Origin of the sequence: Shimia aestuarii, from assembly GCF_900114635.1 — a bacterium.
Lineage (GTDB): Bacteria > Pseudomonadota > Alphaproteobacteria > Rhodobacterales > Rhodobacteraceae > Shimia > Shimia aestuarii.
On record NZ_FOTQ01000003.1, the window covers coordinates 221,605 to 237,703 of the forward strand.

Sequence of the window (16,099 nt, forward strand, 5' to 3'; positions counted from 1 at the left end):
CCGCCCGCGCGGGGCGCTTACTTGAAGCGATAGTTGATCCGACCCTTGGTCAGATCATACGGGGTCATTTCGACCTGCACCTTGTCGCCAGCCAGAACACGGATGCGGTTCTTGCGCATCTTGCCTGCCGTGTGTGCGATGATCTCATGGCCGTTTTCCAGCTCGACCCGAAACGTCGCATTGGGCAGGAGTTCCTTCACGACACCGGGAAATTCGAGCAGTTCTTCCTTGGCCATGGTTTCTCCTTTACATAATACCCGCCATTTGCGCGGGCTGCCCTTAAATGGGCCTATATGCACAGGTTTTCAAGGGCAATCTCAGCGCAAAATCTGGTTTGTGACTTGGGAATCACGGCCCAGTTGATTGGCCCAGTCCCAGCGGTTGCGCACCCTGCCGGTTTCGCGCACTGCGTCAATGGTTTGCAGGTCGACATCCCCATATGTCCAGCCGGGTTGGTTCAGGGTGCCTTCGGCAATGACGCCCGTGTCAGGGAAGCCGGTGTCGGGTGGGCCAAAGATGCCTCCCATGCCGGTGTTCATGTCGACGGCTTCGGACCATTCTGCCGTGCCAACCAGTGACGCCATGGCGACAACGCACTGATTTTCGAGGGCGCGCGCCATGGACCCGACACGCACGCGCCAATAGCCGGAGAGCTGTTCCGTGCAGCTTGGCGTTAGGATCACGTCGCACGCTTCCAGCGCCTTGCCGAGCAGGGGGAATTCGCTGTCATAGCATATCAGCACTCCGATCTTGCCGATGGTGGTGTCGAAAACCTTCAACTCCCCGCCGGGAACGACATTCCACGGATCGGTTTCGAACCGTGTCATGATCTGCTTGTCCTGGAACCCGATTGCACCGAAAGGCGCGAAGATGTGAGCGCGGTTTACCGGGCGCGGGCCACCGTCAAAAACCGGGGCGGAGGCGCCGAGGATATGCACGCCGAATTCTTGCGCCAGGCGGGCGTGCAGGGCATTGGCTTCGGGCATGCGTTCGGACACGGCATGCAGCGATTGTTCAAGATCCCGGGCCGCATCGGCCCCCGCAAGCGTGGCCAGTTCCATCGCGCCATATTCGGGGAAGACCAAAAGGTCCGCGCCGTTTGTCGCTGCATCGGAGACCCATCGATGCAGCTTGTCTTCGTAGGCTGCCCAGCTATCAAAAAAATCGAGCGGGTATCCGGCGGTTGCAAGTCTCATGGATGTCTTCCTTTTCACAGGTCCCGGATCCAGAATTGCAGTGCCTTTTCTGTTTCCGCACCCTTGTCGATGTCTTTCCACTCAAACCCGGCCACGGCCCCTTTAAGCGGGGCATAGCCGCGCTTGCGCCAAAAACCATCGAGCGGCACGTAGCCTTCCGGTCGGAGGGGATGGCCATTTTCACGCAGAACAGCACAGAATGCTGCCTTGGAAAACCCCAGCGACCGCGCGTGTGCTTCGCGGTGATCAAAAAAGTCATGACCGAGTCCCATTCCCCGATACTCGGGAAGAAGGACAGACTCAGCGCAATAGAACACGTCGTTCAGCGAGATGTGGGTTTCTGCAAAGGCGGCTGCGAAATCGTCGGCATGGTCGCGCAGCGGGGTGCCTGTTGCAGCCCCGACAAGCCGATCGCCATCAAATGCGCCAACGATGATGGCCGAATCGCTTTCGACATAGGGCCTGAGATAGTCGCGCTCATAGGCAAGGTCGCCATCATAAAGATATGGGAAAGCGCGAAATACCTCGATACGCAAGCGCGCGACGTCGTCCAGCGCGTTCGCCAGCGCATCGCCAACCAGCTTGCGCACTTCCATCACGACACCTGCCTGATCCAGTCGTTGAGGTTGTAATAGGTTGTCACGCGCGTGATTTTGCCATCCTCAAGGGTAAAAAATCCACCTGCTGGCAGGACGTAGGACTGGCCATGTGCCTTTGGCAGAGACCCGTCTGTTTCAAGATAGGTGCCGTTGACGGTGAACTCGGCCGCAGCGCGGGTGCCATCTTCGCTGACCATGATTACCATGTCGGTCAGCGTCTCCTTGTAACAACGATTCATATGCGCGCAGAAATCGGCAAAGGCCGCCTTGCCATCACGGCGCTGCCCTTCGTTTACGTCATGGACAAAGGCGTCAGACAGGCAATCCACCATGCCATTGATATCACCGGCGTTGAAGGCGTTGTAATAGGCGCGAATAGTATCTGTGCTCATGTGGCTCCCCTCGTCGATCACACACGAATCCTAGCGGCGAGTCCGTGTGCCCGTTGGGTCGAAAGCGACCTGTTTCAGGTCGCGCGCGGATCGCCCCAACGCTCGACAAGGTGTCCGATGATCTCATCGCGGGATTTGCGATAGGCCTCCAGCCGGGATTCGCGGTTTTCACCCATGCCGGAAGGGTCCGAGATCGGCCAGTATTCGAGGTCGAGGTGATAGAACCGGGTCAGGTCTCGGGCTTCGGCGCGGCTTGCCGGAGTGAGGGCTACGACGAGATCGAAGGACGAAAGCTGATCGCCCCATTTCTCCATCTCTTCAAAGCTGCGCGAGCGGTGGCGCGACAGTTCCACACCGATCTCTTCGCAGACCGAAATCGCAAATCCATCAATTTCCAGATCGTTGCGAATGCCGGCAGACTGAACATAGACGTCGGTGCCAAAGAACTTTTTCATGATTCCTTCGGCCATGGGAGAGCGCACTGCGTTATGGTCGCAGCAGAAGAGAACCGACTGAGGAAGTTCTTCGGCCACGCGCCTCAGCCTCCGAAATGCAGGACGCAGATCAGGGTGAAAAGGCGGCGTGCCGTGTCGATGTCGATCTCGGCCTTGCCTTCCAGTCGCTCCTGAAGAATGCGGGCCCCTTCGTTGTGAATTCCGCGCCGTGCCATGTCGATGGTTTCGATCTGGCTGGGCGGCAGGGATTTCACCGCGTCGAAATAGCTTTCGCAAATTGCCCAATAGTCTTTGACGACCTGGCGGAAGGGCGACAGGCTCAGGTGGAACTCGGCGGCCTTGTCGCCGTCTTCGGTGGCGACATCGAATACCAGCCGTTTTTCACGGATCGAAAGGTCCACCTTGTAGGGGCCGTCCGGCACCAGGCGATCGTCCCGCTTGGGAAGGGCAAATGTGTTCTCTTCCAACAGGTCAAACATGGCCACCTTGCGCTCCTGTTCGATCTCCGGAGTCGGAGGGGGCAGGTTGCGGTCGTCGATCTCGATCTGGCTGATATGGGACATGGGCCGTCTCTTGTTTAGCGTTGCGCATGAGTAGCGCAGAGTGGCGATCTGGGCAACGCCGCAAAGCCATGTCGGACAAAGGGGCAGCGAGGGCGTTACCCGAAAGCCCCTGTTGCGCAGATGTGTGGCAATGTTAAGGATCGGGCAACCTGTTAATCACAACCCAAGGAGCCCCGCATGTCGCACCTTATGAAAGCTGTCGAAATCACCAAACCCGGTGGCCCAGATGTGCTGCAGCTGACCGAACGCACTGTGCCCCAGCCTGGCGCTGGCGAGGTGTTGCTCAAGATTGCCTATGCGGGGGTGAACCGCCCGGATGCACTGCAGCGCGCGGGCATGTACGCGCCGCCGCCGAATGCGTCCGATCTTCCCGGACTGGAGGCGTCGGGGACCGTTGTCGCGGTGGGAGAAGGGGTGAGTGAATGGGCGGAGGGCGACGAAGTCTGCGCGCTCTTGCCCGGTGGGGGATATGCCGAATACGCGTTGACCCCGGCGGCGCATTGCCTGCCGATCCCGGATGGCATGGGATTGAAAGAAGCGGCCTGTTTGCCCGAAACGTTCTTCACGGTGTGGTCGAACGTGTTCCAGCGCGGCGGATTGCAGGCAGGTGAAGTGTTCCTTGTGCATGGTGGATCAAGTGGGATCGGCACGACGGCGATCCAGTTGGCCAGTGTTCTGGGGGCGCGGGTCTTCACAACGGCTGGCTCGGATGAAAAATGTCGTGCCTGCCTTGACCTTGGGGCGGAGCGGGCCATCAACTACCGCGCCGAGGATTTTGTCGACGCGATACAGGCCGAGGGCGGTGCGAACCTGATCCTCGACATGGTGGGGGGCGACTATATTCCGCGCAATATCAAATCACTGGCTGATGACGGCCGCCTTGTTCAGATCGCATTCCTGAGTGGGCCAAAAGTGGAGCTGAATTTTGCGCAGGTCATGACACGGCGGTTGACCATTACCGGGTCAACTCTGCGCCCGCAGAGCGACCTGGCCAAGGCCAGGATCGCTGATGCGCTTCGGCAAAACGTCTGGCCGCTTCTGAACGCGGGCCGCGTTGCGCCGGTCATGGACAGTGAATTCGCACTGGCCGAAGCTGCCGCCGCCCATGCGCGGATGGAAACCAGTGGACACATCGGGAAGATTGTCCTGAAGGTTGCCTGACGCGCCTAGCGGGTCATCTCATGCACATAGCGCTGTTGGGCAATGGCCTCGTTCTTCTTGAACTTCTGGTGGTCTGACAGCGCCTGCTCGACATAGTCGAGATGCGCGGTCACGGCGGCGCGTGCGGCGTCGGCGTCGCGCGCCTGAAGGGCCGTGTTGATGGCGCGGTGTTGCTCAAGAAGGTCCGAACGCGTGGTGCGTTGCTTGAACATGATCGAGCGGTTGTAGAACACGCCCTCGCGAAGGAGCTGATACATCGAGCGCATCATGTGCAGCATGATGACATTGTGACTGGCCTCGATAATGGCGAGGTGAAAGTCGGCGTCCAGCTGAGCCTCTTCGGATGGGTTGCGCTTGGTATGTGCGGCTTCCATCTTTTCAAAGACGGTCTGAATGACCTGCAGGTCCGTATCCGACGCCAAAGTCGCAGCGCGTTCCGCAGCAAGCCCCTCCATGTCCCGACGAAACGAAATATAGTCGAAAACAGCTTCGTCATGCGCGGCGAACAATTGCACGAGAGCCGCGGAAAAGGCGCTGCCCAGAACGTCGGCCACGAAAATGCCGGCACCGGCCTTTGAGGTCAGCAATCCTTTGTCCTGAAGTGTGGAAATCGCCTCGCGCAGTGACGGGCGCGAAACGCCCAGTCGTTCGCTCAACTCGCGTTCGGCAGGCAGGCGTTCGCCGGGGCGCAGGATGCCGCGCAGGATCAGGAGTTCGATCTGGCGGACGACGGAGGTGGAGAGTTTTTCGGGCTGGACCTTCTGGAAGGGCATTCTGAAACCTCGCAGGATTGGTCAAGTGAGTTGACCATGGGCGCGCGGAAAGGGCAAGAGGGCTTGGGGAACTTCACGAATTATGTCATGTAGGTCAATAATATTGACTTATAATGAGCTGGGCTTCTAGCTTGGGCCTGACCAGCCGGGGAGGAAGCGTCATGAGTCTCGAACAGGTTTTTGCCAGTCGCACCAGCCAGATGAAGGCGTCCGAAATACGCGAATTGCTCAAGCTTCTCGAACAACCCGGTATCTTGTCCTTTGCCGGCGGTATTCCGGACCCCAACCTGTTTCCGGCTGAGGCGTTTTCCGAAGCCTATGCCCGCGCGCTCTCGCCGGAGAACCAGGCGGTTGCGTTGCAGTATTCGGTGAGCGAAGGATACCTGCCGCTGCGCCGTTGGCTGGTGGGGCAGATGGAGCGCATGGGGGTGCCGTGTGACGTTGACAATATCCTGATCACATCGGGCTCTCAGCAGGCGTTGGATTACCTGGGCAAACTGTTCCTGAACGCAGGCGATACCGCTCTTGTCGAAGGGCCGACCTACATGGGTGCCTTGGGCGCGTTCCGGGCGTATGAACCGCGCTTTGATCGGTTGAGCGTCAATGGCAACCGTCCCGCTCAAGATTATGCGGATGCCGCGCAAGCGGCTGGGGGAAAAGTGAAATTTGCCTATCTCACCCCTGATTTCGCAAATCCGACGGGGAAAACGATGGACCTGCGCGGACGAGAAAGCGTGCTGGACCTGACCGAGGCGCTGGACGTGGCGTCGATCGAGGATGCGGCGTATCAGGCGCTGCGCTATGACGGCGATTCGGTGCCGCCGATCCTCGCCCTTGAGGTCGCGCGCAAGGGCGATCTTGAAGCGTGCCGAACCATCTATTGTGGGAGCTTTTCCAAGACCTTGACCCCCGGATTGCGGGTGGGCTGGGTGGTGGCTGCAAAGCCCGTGATCCGGCAGTTGGTTTTGACCAAACAGGCCAGCGACCTGCACTCTCCAACGATCAACCAGATTGTCGTGCACGAGGTCGCCGCGCGCATGTTCGAGAGCCATGTTGGCACTCTGCGCCAGAGCTATGGCGCGCGGCGGGATGCGATGCTTGCCGCCCTTGAAAAGCATATGCCAGAAGGGGTGGAATGGACCCGTCCCGAGGGTGGAATGTTTGTTTGGATGACATTGCCCAAGAACATGGATGGGGCGTCGTTGCTGGCCGAGGCGTTGCGTAGCGAGATGGTTGCTTTTGTGCCGGGGAGCGCTTTTTTTGCCGATGGGGCGGGAGCAAACACCCTACGTTTGAACTTCTCCAGTCCGACGGTCGAACAGATTGACGAAGGTATGCTGCGGCTGGGACGGGTGCTGCGTGGGGCGCTGACCTGACCAATTCGGGCTTTCGGTTTCACGTCGGTATCACGTCGGTATTGCGTCGGTAAACCCACGTGAAAAGGGCACCCGAAGGCGCCCTTTTCGTTCTCGCGGAGGAAATCGATTATTCGGCCGGGACGGCGGCACCCGAGGCGGGTTTGCCGAAATGCTGCCGGTTGAGGCGCAGCACCAGCACCACCATGGCAATCTGAAAGGCAATCGCGATCGCGGTGATCGACCAATAGGCAATCCCGAACTTGGCGATGATCCCGGCGCCGACCAGCCCCTTGTTCACGAAGAACTGGGTCATCACCGAAAGGGCCACACCGGGGCAGACCAGCGCATAGGAACCGGGCGAGGTTTTGGAGCCGAACACGAAATCCGCGAAGTAGCTCTGACGGCGCAGAACGAGCAGCCCGAGCAGCAGGAACAGGATCTGGATCGACAGCAGGCGTGCCAGGAAGATCATGGTCTCGGCGGCTGTGCCATGGACTTCGAAAGTCGCGTGCAGCCCGTGGTTCTGGCGCAGGAACATGATGCCCAGAACGGTCAGGATCGGGACCACCACCATCAGGGTCGGGCCAGCCTCTTTGGCGGTTCCGTGATGCAGCATCGAATTGAAGGCGGTGAAGATCGCGACCAGCGCGTAAACGATGGCGGCCGTGCCCATGAAAGTGGACAGGACCAGCGAGATGCCGACGGTGGTCTGGGCGGTGCTCATGGCAGCAGGAGCGGACAGACCCACGGCGACCATCGACAGGGCAAAGGCTGGGAGCATCTGGGCAAAGCTGTTGTTGGCGGTGACGTCAAAGATGCCGCCCTGCGAGAGAACGCGGCCAAGGAAATTGGCGATCAGGCGGAATGCCAGGATACCGATCAGGACAAAGGCGACGAGCGCGGCGGGGAACAGGTATTCCACGATGTTCCAAAGCCCGGGTACGAATACAAGCCCCACGATGAACAGCGCATTGACGGTCATGGCCATGGCCAGCGGCATCGCGAGAAGCGTGGATTCGGCGTTGGAATTGACAAGCTTGAGATAGGCGCCAGTTTGCTTGAACGCGGACAGGGCGCGCAGGTTCCAGATCAGGGACTTGATATTGAGAACCGTAAAGACGGCAATGCCCAGCACGGCAATCAGGAAGGCGGCTTGCATGGGCAGGTCGCCGGTCTGGAATGCAACCGCGATGTCTTCGAAGGTGGGAACGGGTTTGCCCTTATGAGGCACCCAGAACATCAGGTACATGAAAAACGTGACAGACAGACCGCCCGCGCCAAGTGAGGCGAGGAAATAGAGCGGCGAATAGCTGTCGGCAGGTCTTTGGGCCGTGGTGGTCATGACGACTCTCCCATTACATTCTGAACATGGAATATATAATATATGCGAAAGTTGGAATGTGACTGTGACAAACGCGCACAGGGGAGGTGCGGAAGTTAAGGAGGCGTTAACCCAAGTTTGAGAGAGTCTCGCTCATGCGATGGGTGTTACTGATGACTTGCCTGATGGCTGTGGCCTGCAATACACCAACGCCCCATTTTCGAGGGGCGGAGGTGACGCGTGTCTCGGTGCAGGGCAGCACATTTGATATTCGCCATCGCGGGCGTCTTGCCGAAGCCATTCGCGTCAATTCGGAATATGCTCCGCGACTTGGTCCGATCGGGCGTCGCGCGGAAATTGCCATTGAGGCGGTCACGGGATGTGACGTGATTGAGATTCGCGGCGATGCGGCGCTGATCCTTGGGATCATGGATTGCCGTGATAGTGCGCGTACAGCCCCCCTGGCGAGCTATGTGCCGCTTTATCAGGATTGCGAAGTGGTCGATATCTGGGTGCCGAGTGGCGGCAGCACCGGCTATCTCGAAGCGGAATGCTGATCCCTAGTCGAGCGCCTTGGTCATGAAGATCGAGGTGGAATTGGCTTCGTAGTCACCAAAGGGCCCGCATTCGACAAAGCCGTGCGCCTTGTAGAGCGAATGCGCCTGTTCCAGCTTGTCACCGGTTTCCAGCTTGAGCGCGCTGAGCCGCTGCGCGCGTGCCTCGGCATCAAGGCGCTGCATGAGTTTGTGCGCTATGCCCTTGCCGCGTGCAATGGGATCCACGAACATGGATTTGATCTCTCCATATTCCCCACGGTTTGCCAGCGCGGCGCAGCCAAGGGTCTTGTCGTCCTCGCGGGCGATAAAGAAACGGATATCGGGCGTGCACAGTTCATCGACCGAGAGGAAGTGGTTTTCCTCGGGGTTGAACAGGGATCGCATCAGGGCGTGGCTGGCCTGCAGGAGGGCCGTTGCCTGACGGTCACGCGGGTTGCCGGGAACAACACGAATGGCAGAAGCTTTCTTGATCACGGTGTTTCGATCTCCGTTGCGTTGTGCGAAGCCTTGTGTCGCATTCCCCGGCCCGTTAGTCCAGTTCTTGTGAAACAGGAGGCCTTCTCATTGGGTGATGTTGTCTATATCTGCGACACCTGCGCGGCGCCGGGTGAAGCCCCCGAAGGGGCGGGGTTTGCGGCCGATTTGAGAATGGCAGCCCCGGTTGAGGTGGAGGTGCGCACGACGTCCTGTCTCAACATGTGCGACGCGCCGCTTGCGTTGGCGTTGAGGGGGTCGGGCAAGGTGGCCTATCTGTTTTCCGGGGTGCGCCCGGCGGAAGATGTGGCGGACACGCTTGCCTTGCTGAAGCTCTATCGGGACGCGCCGGACGGGGTGATCCAGGACGCGCGCCCGGCGGGACGTTTGCGGTTTTGCCTTCAGGGGCGCGTGCCGCCGCTTTGACTAAAGGGGGCGTTGCCCCCGTCTCCCCGAGGGTGACTCCCCCAGGGTATTGGAGACCATTGAGAAGGGCCGTCGGTTGATGTGGCCGGTCTTCGCTATTTGCGTAGCTTCTGGAAGGCAGGGCGGGCGCGGGCGTTTTTCAGGTAGGTTTTGAATTCGGCGTTGTCGGTCGGAAACTTGGCCGACAGGGCCCAGCCGCCGCAATGGGTCAGGATGATGTCGGGGATCGTCATCATGTCGCCCATCAGGTAGGGGCCCTTGGCGCGTGCCATGATGTTCGCGACGTTGCGGCTGTATTCCCACATCAGCGAGGGTTTGACGTCGGAAACGCGCTTGTCTTCGGGCAGGACAAAGCTGTGGCGGGCGGCGGTCCACAGCACGGCGTCGATCTCGTCGAGAATCTGGTGGGTAAGGCTGTCCTGTTGGGCGCGTTCGACGGTGCCCGCCGGATAGGTGAGGGCGCCATGCTTGTCGGCGAGATAGGTCAGGATGGCGGTGGAGTCAGAGATAACGGCATCTCCGTCTTTGAGGATCGGGATCTTGCCGGAAGGGTTCAGCGACCTGACCCGTTCGGAGTGGGGCTTCTCAGGGGAAAACTCGTATGGCTGGCCAAGTTCCTCGAGCATCCACATGACGCGAAAGGCGCGGCTGGCGATATTGCCGATGACTTCATACATGGCGGTTTTCTCCTGTCTGATGCCGGTGAGAGTGTCAGCCGGCAGGGGAGGAAGGCAAGTCACGAATGGCGGCCTGACGCCGGGTCATCGCCGCGCGTGGTCGCTTTGCACAGCATCGTGCGGCAGCGACGCGCAGGATCGTTTTCGCGGGACAGGGTGACAAGGCGTGGGTCCTTTGGCATAATTTTCGGCAAGGCGGAGAAACCGCAGGATCTGGCGTATTTTGGCAGTAGCAGGGCTTTGGGACGCGCGTGAAGAATTACTATTCAGACCTCGATAGGCGGGCGTTCTGGAAAACCGGTGTTGTCGCACCGAGCCATTTGACCGTGCCAGAGATCTACCAAAAAAAATGGGAGATCGGTCCGGATCAGAAGATCGGAACGGCCGGGAGTTGTTTTGCGCAGCATATCGCGCGGCATCTGACCCAAAACGGGTATCGGGTATTGGATGTGGAACCGGCGCCGAGGGGACTGTCCGAGGTGCAACATGCGGCGTTTGGATACGGGATGTATTCCGCTCGCTATGGCAACCTTTATTCCGCGCGGCAATTGCGCCAGTTGGTCGAGGCAGCGTTCAGTGACGATCCGCGACCGTTCCTGATCTGGGAACGCGAGGGGCGGTTTTTTGATGCATTCCGCCCGACTATCGAGCCAAACGGGTTTCTGTCGCGCGACGAAGTGATCGAGGCGCGAAGATACCATTTGCGCTGCGTGCGGAGGCTTTTCCTTGAGGTCGACGTCTTTGTTTTCACATTGGGCCTGACCGAGGCGTGGGTGCACAAGGAAAGCGGGCAGGTGGTTCCTTTGGCACCGGGAATTGTTGCAGGGGAAGATCGGGCGCAGGACTATGAATTCGTAAATTTTTCGTATGGTGAAGTTGAGGCCGACTTCAGAGCCGTCATGCAGATGCTGGACGATTTGCGCGGCCGGAAAAGGCCGCTGCGCTATCTGTTGACGGTGTCGCCTGTGCCATTGACCGCGACGGCCAGCGGGCAGCATGTTCTTGCGGCGTCCACTTATTCGAAATCCGTGCTGCGCGCGGTGGCAGGGTGGCTTTGCGAGACCTGTGACAACGTCGATTATTTTCCCAGCTATGAGATCATCACCAACCCTGCCGCACGGGGGACGTTTTTTGAATCCAATCTGCGGTCGGTCATGACGGAAGGGGTCGAGGTTGTCATGAACGCCTTTTTCGCCGCCCATCCGCCCCGGTTGCGGAGGGAGGAGACGGGACAGCGCCCAACCGAGGTTCCGGCCAATGAGGATGTGCAATGTGACGAGCAGATGCTGGAGGCTTTTGGTCGGTGAAGCGGCTTTGTTTCCTTGGAAATTCGCATGTGGCGGCGGTTCGGGCGGCGTTGAATGACATGCGCGTGGAAGGTGGGCTTGCAGGCGTGGAGGTCGACGTGTTCGGAAGCCAGCGCAATTCACTGCGCACGGCCACTGTCAGGAATGGGGTTGTCGGATCATCCAGCGCTTTTGTGCAGAAGAATTTCCGCTGGACGTCGGGCGGCATGTCAGAGGTTGAAATCGCACGGTATGACGAGATCATCATTCTCGCGGGGATATCGGTTTTTTCATCGGCGCATTACCAGGCCGGGACCGACCTGCCGATGATCAGCAGCGGGATGGCGGATGCCATCATAACGCACCACATGGAACAGGACTGGGCCATTGGCCTGGCGCGCCTGATTGCCGAAGTGAGCGGTTCGGTGCAGGTGTCCTTTGTGGGCAGCCCGTTGATTTCGGTCGACAGCCCGCGTGCCCAAAAGTTCCTGGCGCAATACCATGATCGGGATACGGGTGTAGGCGTGCGCGCTCGAAATCTGAGAACCATGATCGACCGAAGTGTTGTCGCGCGATCCGCCGGGAATTTCAGGATGAAAGCCCCGCCCGCCGACGCGTTGGAGGACAGCGGGTTTTTCACCCGGTCCGCGTATTGCAAGGGGTCGATGCTGTTCAAGCCGGAGGTGGATGCACAGCACCCGGGCAACGATTTCGTGCACATGAACGCCCAATATGGCCGATTGCTTTTGCAGGACGCGCTTGGCTAGGTCCGGCGGGTGCGGTCACCTGCGCGCCAACATGGCAAGCCGTAGGAACAGCCGTTCCACGAGCGCCATTTCGGGGGCGCGTTGTCCGGCAGAGCGGAGTTGCAGGTCGGTGTCGGTCAGACCGGTGAGCGCCTGTTCGAGCTTGGCCGGGCCCCAGTTCGACGCCTGCCGTAACATGCGGTCGCGACGCGGGCCGAAGATGGGCGGGCGCATGCGGGCAATGCCTGCCGCCGCGCCGCCGGGGTCGGAGGCTGCGGTATAGAGCGCACGGAAATGGCGGGTGGCAGAGATGATCAGTGCCACGGGGTTGACCCCCTGAGCCTCGAGTTTTCGCAACACGGGGCCGATTTCCTGGGGGCGGCCTTCGGCAACGATGTTGAGAATGTCGTCCAGCGCGGCCTCGGTCGAGACCGGGGCGCAGTCGATGACATCCTGCGAGGTCACGGGCAGATCGTCGTTCAGCTTGTAGAGCGAAAGCTTTTCAAGGGTTTGCCGGAAATCCCCCGGGTCCAGTTCGCGTGACAGGTTGGTCAGGTCGGTCATCGCGTCGTGGTCGATATTGTTCAGGCCAGAGCGTTTGAGTTCGGCCTCGATCTCTTCACGGCTGGGCGGATCGTTGTAGATGCCGACGGCATAGGCATTGGGATGCGTTTCGAACGCCTTGCGGATCTTGGAGCTGGCCTTGAGCTGCCCTGCGGTGACGATGATCTGGGCGTCACCCGGCGCCCAGTCTTCGAGCGCGGAGAGGATCGCGGAGGCCGCCACATCGGTAGCGTCTTCGACAAAGGCGACCCGGGGGCCGGGGAAAAAGCTGACTTCCTTGATGGCGTCATTGAGGCGTGCGGGGTCCTTGCGCAACTCGGTGCCGGGGATGCGGGTGAGGCGCATTTCCTCTTCGCCCTCTGGGCCGATCAGGGCAGCGATGACCTCTTGCCGCTTGAGGGCCGTGCGCATCGCGTCCGGCCCATAGATCAGGAGACCCGTGCGATCGGGATCGGGTTTGGCGAAATACCTCGCACTGTCGCGGGCAGACAGCTTCATAGTGGGTTCGAGGTGGCGTAGACCTGCAGATCGGTCACGATCCGATCGGCAAGGATGACCATGAGACGTTGATAGGCGTCTTTCTCGGCAGCGAGTTCGGACACGGTCGAGCCGGTGGTCGAATAGCTTGTGAACGTATCAACCTTGCCCGTGGTCATCACCTCGTTCGTGCCGATATCGCGCAGCGCATAGGTCACCTCGCCCACGACGTTGTAACGGGATGTGACCTGCGCCACCGTCTTGCCGACCGATTCCTGCCGGGTCTTGAGCGACAGGGTGAGGCCATAGGCTTCGCCCCCCGTCCCACGGCCCAGCCGGTCTTCGAGTTCGCGCACGAGCAGGTAGGACGCGTTATCGGTGGGTTCGTCCACCAAGACGTTCTGGTGCAGCCCGCGGGCGCCGCCGCCGGGGCCATAGACCGGCGTGAAGCCGCAGCCCCCGACAAGGGCAGCGGCAGAGAGCAGGAAGATTCGGCGGTTACAAGACGACATTCACGATCCGACCGGGGACAACGATGAGTTTCTTGGGCTGGGCCCCTTCCAGCCGGCTGGTGACAGCTTCGTGGGCGAGGACCAGTTTTTCAACCTCTTCCTTCGGCATGTCCTTGGGCACGCTGATTTCCGCGCGGCGCTTGCCGTTGATCTGGATTGGCAGGGTCACGGTGGATTCGACCAGCATCGCCTCATCCGCCTCAGGCCACGGCGCGTCGATCAGAAGACCTTCGCCCCCCAGCATTGACCAGATTTCCTCGGAGAGGTGCGGGGTCATGGGCGACATCAGCTGTGCCAGAACCAGAGCGGCTTCGCGCTTGGCCGCCGCGCCCGCCTTGGATTTGGCGAGCGTGTTGGTAAAGGCATAAAGCTTGGCGATGGAGGCGTTGAAGCCAAAGCTTTCAATGCCAAGCGTCACGTCGCGGATTGCCTTGTGCATTTCGCGGAGCAGTTCCTCATCCGCCCCCTGTGGGCCATCTTGGGCACCTGCGATGTCGCTGGAGATACGGTGCACGCGTGCAAGGTGTTTGTAGGCGGCTTCGGCACCGGAAGCGGTCCATTCCACGTCGCGTTCCGGGGGCGAATCCGACAGCACGAACCAGCGCGCGGTATCGGCGCCATAGCTTTTGATGATCTCGACCGGGTCGACCACGTTGTTCTTGGATTTAGACATCTTGGCCGAGGGGATGACCTCGATCCGTTCGCCGGTTTTCTTGACGAAAACGCCGCCGTCCCGTTCTTCGACCTCGGCGGGGTAGTGATAGATCGCGCGGCCGTTTTCGTCGGTGCGCTCGGCGTTCTTGAAGATCGCGTGGGTAACCATGCCTTGGGTAAAGAGCGCATCAAACGGCTCTTTGGATTTTTCGGGCAGGTGGCCGCAGATATGCATCGCGCGGGCGAAGAAGCGCGAATAGAGCAGGTGCAGGATCGCGTGCTCAATGCCGCCGATATACTGGTCGACATTCATCCAGTATTCCGCGTCCTCCATCGAGGTCGGCGTTTCGGCGCGGGGCGCGGTGAATCGCGCGAAATACCACGAGCTGTCCACGAAGGTGTCCATCGTGTCGGTTTCGCGTTTCGCCGGAGCGCCGCAGGACGGGCAGGCGCAATCGCGCCATGTCGGGTGGCGGTCAAGCGGGTTGCCGGGTTTGTCGAACGACACGTCATCGGGCAGTTCGATCGGCAGGTTTTCTTTCTTCTCGGGCACCACGCCGCAGCTTTCGCAGTGGACAACCGGGATTGGGCAGCCCCAGTAGCGCTGACGGGAAAGGCCCCAGTCGCGCAGGCGGAACTTGGTCACGCCCTTGCCCCAACCGGCCTGTTCCGCAAAGTCGATGGTGACGTCGATCGCTTCCTGACCGGTGGCTTCGTCGAGGCCGGCGAAGTGGTTGATCCATTTCACCTTTTGCTCTTTCGGCGGCACGAAGGCTTCGGTCTCGACAGGCTTGGGATTGTCGAGATCAAAGAAGGTGTCGATCACCGGCAAGTCGTACTTGCGGCAGAAATCGAGGTCGCGCTGATCATGGGCCGGGCAGGCAAAGATCGCGCCGGTGCCGTAATCCATAAGGATGAAGTTGGCGATCCAGACCGGGAGTTCCCAGTTCGGGTCAAGCGGGTGTTTCACCCGGATGCCGGTGTCATAGCCCAGTTTCTCGGCGGTTTCGATGGCTTCTTCGGTGGTGCCGCCCTTGCGGCACTCGGTGAGGAAACCGGCCAGTTCGGGATTGTCCGCTTCCAGTTCTTTGGAAATTGGGTGATCCGGCGAGATGCCTACAAAGGATGCGCCCATGAGCGTGTCAGGACGGGTGGTATAAACGGTGATCGGGTCGCCATCGTCGGTGCGGTCAAAGGAAAACTCCAGACCGCGGGATTTGCCGATCCAGTTCTCCTGCATCAGGCGCACCTTGGCGGGCCAGTTTTCAAGCGTGTCGAGCGCGTCGAGCAGTTCTTCGGAATAGTCCGAGATCTTGAAGAACCATTGGGTCAGTTCGCGGCGTTCCACCAGAGCGCCCGAGCGCCAGCCGCGCCCGCCTTCGACCTGTTCGTTGGCAAGCACGGTCATATCGACCGGATCCCAGTTCACCACGGCGTTCTTGCGATAGACCAGATCATGTTCAAGGAAATCGAGGAACAGCGCCTGTTGCTGGCCGTAATATTCGGGGTCACAGGTGGCAAACATGCGCGACCAGTCGAGCGAGAGGCCGAGCGGCTTCATCTGTTCGACCATGGTGTCGATGTTGGAATAGGTCCATTCCTTGGGGTGGCCACCTATCGCCATGGCGGCGTTTTCCGCAGGCATACCAAACGCGTCAAACCCCATCGGGTGCAGCACGTTATGCCCGGTCGAGATCTTGTAGCGTGCAATCACGTCGCCCATCGTGTAGTTGCGCACGTGGCCGATATGCAGCTTGCCTGAAGGGTAGGGGAACATCTCGAGCACGTAGTATTTCGGTTTGCTCTCGTCCCGGACGGCCTTGAAGGTTTGTGCCTTGGCCCAGGCTTCCTGCCATTTGGCTTCGATCTCTGCGGTGCTGTAGCGCGACATGGTCGGGTTCACCCTTT

The 16,099-nt window shown here is 60.0% G+C and carries 19 protein-coding genes; 6 read left to right on the forward strand and 13 right to left on the reverse strand.

The genetic code is table 11. The features are described 5' to 3' along the window. Positions 1–17: 17 nt before the first annotated feature. The 6 genes from infA to BMZ35_RS10525 all read right to left on the reverse strand — a co-directional run bounded on the left by infA (position 18) and on the right by BMZ35_RS10525 (position 3,205). Entirely contained in the window at positions 18–236 is a 219-nt protein-coding gene (gene infA, locus BMZ35_RS10500; RefSeq protein WP_007205486.1) for a translation initiation factor IF-1, read from the reverse strand. An 81-nt stretch (positions 237–317) separates the two neighbouring features. Beyond that, a complete protein-coding gene (locus BMZ35_RS10505) occupies positions 318–1,196 on the reverse strand; it encodes a carbon-nitrogen hydrolase family protein (protein ID WP_093093715.1) in 879 nt (292 codons plus the stop codon). 14 nt (positions 1,197–1,210) lie between these two features. After that, positions 1,211–1,792 (reverse strand): GNAT family N-acetyltransferase, encoded by a 582-nt coding sequence (locus BMZ35_RS10510; RefSeq protein WP_093093717.1) that lies wholly within the window; start codon positions 1,790–1,792, stop codon positions 1,211–1,213. After that, the gene (locus BMZ35_RS10515) at positions 1,792–2,187 is read right to left on the reverse strand and encodes a ketosteroid isomerase-related protein (RefSeq protein WP_093093719.1); all 396 of its coding nucleotides are present in this window, start codon (positions 2,185–2,187) and stop codon (positions 1,792–1,794) included. The genes BMZ35_RS10510 and BMZ35_RS10515 overlap by 1 nt, the downstream gene beginning before the upstream one ends. A 74-nt stretch (positions 2,188–2,261) precedes the next feature. After that, on the reverse strand, positions 2,262–2,720 hold the full coding sequence (locus BMZ35_RS10520) for an arsenate-mycothiol transferase ArsC (RefSeq protein WP_093093721.1): 459 nt from the start codon (positions 2,718–2,720) through the stop codon (positions 2,262–2,264). A gap of 5 nt (positions 2,721–2,725) precedes the next feature. Continuing rightward, on the reverse strand, positions 2,726–3,205 hold the full coding sequence (locus tag BMZ35_RS10525) for a UPF0262 family protein (RefSeq protein WP_093093723.1): 480 nt from the start codon (positions 3,203–3,205) through the stop codon (positions 2,726–2,728). Positions 3,206–3,382: 177 nt separating this feature from the next. Here BMZ35_RS10525 and BMZ35_RS10530 point away from each other — a divergent pair, with 177 nt between their 5' ends. After that, positions 3,383–4,366 (forward strand): NAD(P)H-quinone oxidoreductase, encoded by a 984-nt coding sequence (locus BMZ35_RS10530; RefSeq protein ID WP_093093725.1) that lies wholly within the window; start codon positions 3,383–3,385, stop codon positions 4,364–4,366. 5 nt (positions 4,367–4,371) lie between these two features. Here the strand turns inward: BMZ35_RS10530 and BMZ35_RS10535 are convergent, their stop codons facing one another. Then, positions 4,372–5,139, reverse strand: coding sequence for a FadR/GntR family transcriptional regulator (locus tag BMZ35_RS10535; protein WP_093093727.1), 768 nt, complete (start codon positions 5,137–5,139; stop codon positions 4,372–4,374). Positions 5,140–5,300: 161 nt separating this feature from the next. Here BMZ35_RS10535 and BMZ35_RS10540 point away from each other — a divergent pair, with 161 nt between their 5' ends. Then, the gene (locus BMZ35_RS10540; RefSeq protein ID WP_093093729.1) at positions 5,301–6,515 is read left to right on the forward strand and encodes an aminotransferase-like domain-containing protein; all 1,215 of its coding nucleotides are present in this window, start codon (positions 5,301–5,303) and stop codon (positions 6,513–6,515) included. 109 nt (positions 6,516–6,624) lie between these two features. Here BMZ35_RS10540 and BMZ35_RS10545 read toward each other — a convergent pair whose 3' ends face one another. Then, positions 6,625–7,839: a TsoY family (seleno)protein gene (locus BMZ35_RS10545; protein ID WP_093093731.1), complete on the reverse strand. Its 1,215-nt coding sequence runs from the start codon at positions 7,837–7,839 to the stop codon at positions 6,625–6,627. A gap of 152 nt (positions 7,840–7,991) precedes the next feature. Between BMZ35_RS10545 and BMZ35_RS10550 the strand changes: the two genes are divergently transcribed. After that, positions 7,992–8,375 carry a hypothetical protein gene (locus BMZ35_RS10550; RefSeq protein WP_207502953.1) on the forward strand — a complete coding sequence of 128 codons (384 nt, stop codon included), beginning with the start codon at positions 7,992–7,994 and terminating at the stop codon, positions 8,373–8,375. Positions 8,376–8,378: 3 nt separating this feature from the next. On the opposite strand, the gene BMZ35_RS10555 is transcribed toward BMZ35_RS10550, so the two are convergent. Then, positions 8,379–8,849, reverse strand: a complete 471-nt coding sequence (locus BMZ35_RS10555) for a GNAT family N-acetyltransferase (protein ID WP_242654755.1) — start codon at positions 8,847–8,849, stop codon at positions 8,379–8,381. 90 nt (positions 8,850–8,939) lie between these two features. Between BMZ35_RS10555 and BMZ35_RS10560 the strand changes: the two genes are divergently transcribed. Further along, the gene (locus BMZ35_RS10560; protein ID WP_242654757.1) at positions 8,940–9,275 is read left to right on the forward strand and encodes a DUF1636 family protein; all 336 of its coding nucleotides are present in this window, start codon (positions 8,940–8,942) and stop codon (positions 9,273–9,275) included. A 95-nt stretch (positions 9,276–9,370) separates the two neighbouring features. On the opposite strand, the gene BMZ35_RS10565 is transcribed toward BMZ35_RS10560, so the two are convergent. Then, on the reverse strand, positions 9,371–9,952 hold the full coding sequence (locus BMZ35_RS10565; protein WP_093093733.1) for a glutathione S-transferase family protein: 582 nt from the start codon (positions 9,950–9,952) through the stop codon (positions 9,371–9,373). Between the two features lie 326 nt (positions 9,953–10,278). Between BMZ35_RS10565 and BMZ35_RS10570 the strand changes: the two genes are divergently transcribed. Then, positions 10,279–11,259, forward strand: coding sequence for a GSCFA domain-containing protein (locus tag BMZ35_RS10570; protein WP_165610052.1), 981 nt, complete (start codon positions 10,279–10,281; stop codon positions 11,257–11,259). Further along, positions 11,256–12,005, forward strand: coding sequence for a hypothetical protein (locus tag BMZ35_RS10575; protein ID WP_093093737.1), 750 nt, complete (start codon positions 11,256–11,258; stop codon positions 12,003–12,005). The genes BMZ35_RS10570 and BMZ35_RS10575 overlap by 4 nt, the downstream gene beginning before the upstream one ends. A gap of 15 nt (positions 12,006–12,020) precedes the next feature. Here the strand turns inward: BMZ35_RS10575 and holA are convergent, their stop codons facing one another. From holA to leuS, 3 genes are read right to left on the reverse strand one after another with little or no spacing between them, the layout of a single operon-like run. Further along, positions 12,021–13,046, reverse strand: coding sequence for a DNA polymerase III subunit delta (holA, locus tag BMZ35_RS10580; RefSeq protein WP_093093739.1), 1,026 nt, complete (start codon positions 13,044–13,046; stop codon positions 12,021–12,023). After that, complete coding sequence (gene lptE / locus BMZ35_RS10585; protein ID WP_093093741.1) at positions 13,043–13,537, reverse strand: LPS assembly lipoprotein LptE; 495 nt, start codon at positions 13,535–13,537, stop codon at positions 13,043–13,045. Before lptE ends, holA begins: the two co-directional genes overlap by 4 nt. Further along, a complete protein-coding gene (leuS, locus tag BMZ35_RS10590) occupies positions 13,524–16,082 on the reverse strand; it encodes a leucine--tRNA ligase (protein WP_093093743.1) in 2,559 nt (852 codons plus the stop codon). The genes lptE and leuS overlap by 14 nt, the downstream gene beginning before the upstream one ends. Between the last annotated feature and the right edge of the window lie 17 nt (positions 16,083–16,099).